Here is an 806-nt window from a genome sequence, read left to right on the forward strand (position 1 = left end):
GTGCGAGTTTGTCGTAGCGGGTGGCGATGCCGCGCCATTGTTTGAAGAGACTGAAGGATCTCTCCACAGTGTTGCGGCCTTTGTAGGTCTCGGCGTCGAAGTTCACGGGGCGTCCGCCGCGTGAACCGCGGCGTTTGCGGTGTCCTATTTGGTCGGAGGGTTCGGGGATGACGGCTTTGATGCCCCGTCCTCGCAGCAGTGCCCGGTTTGCCCTGGACGAGTAAGCCTTGTCGCCCATCACGGCATCAGGCCGGGTCCTGGCGCGGCCCCCGCCGAGGCGGGGAACCCGCACCGCCCCCATAACGACCGGAAACATGGGCGCATCGCCGCCCTGCCCGGGGCCAAGAATCATTGCCAATGGTCGGCCTTTGCCGTCGCAGGCGTGGTGGATCTTAGTGCTCAGCCCGCCGCGGGAGCGGCCGATGGCGTGATCAGGCGGTTCAGCAAACAGTTTCTTGTAATTCGGGAGTTCCCCCTGTGGCACGGGGAAGGTTCGTCCCGTGCTGGTGGGCTCGATTGATGGTCGAGTCCACAGAAACCGTCCAGTCGATCACTCCGGCGGCGTCCGCTTCGGCCAGAAGCTGACCGTGGACCCGGTCCCACGTTCCGTCAGACGCGTAACGGCGGTGCCGCTTCCACACCGTCTGCCACGGACCGAACTCCGCAGGAAGGTCCCGCCAGGCAATCCCACACCGGTACCGGTAAATGATGCCTTCCACGACTTTGCGATTGCCCCGGAACGGACGTCCACGCCTCCCGTCAGAGCTCGGCAACAACGGCTCGATCCGGGACCACTGATCATCACT

1 pseudogene is annotated in these 806 nt (G+C 64.4%); it reads right to left on the reverse strand.

Annotation, left to right across the window (positions count from 1 at the left end):
• A pseudogene (locus IEX43_RS20170) lies at window positions 1–806 on the reverse strand (IS5 family transposase); the annotation flags it as partial.

It is taken from the genome of Pseudarthrobacter polychromogenes, assembly GCF_014644495.1.
In the GTDB taxonomy this organism is placed as follows: Bacteria; Actinomycetota; Actinomycetes; order Actinomycetales; family Micrococcaceae; genus Arthrobacter; species Arthrobacter polychromogenes.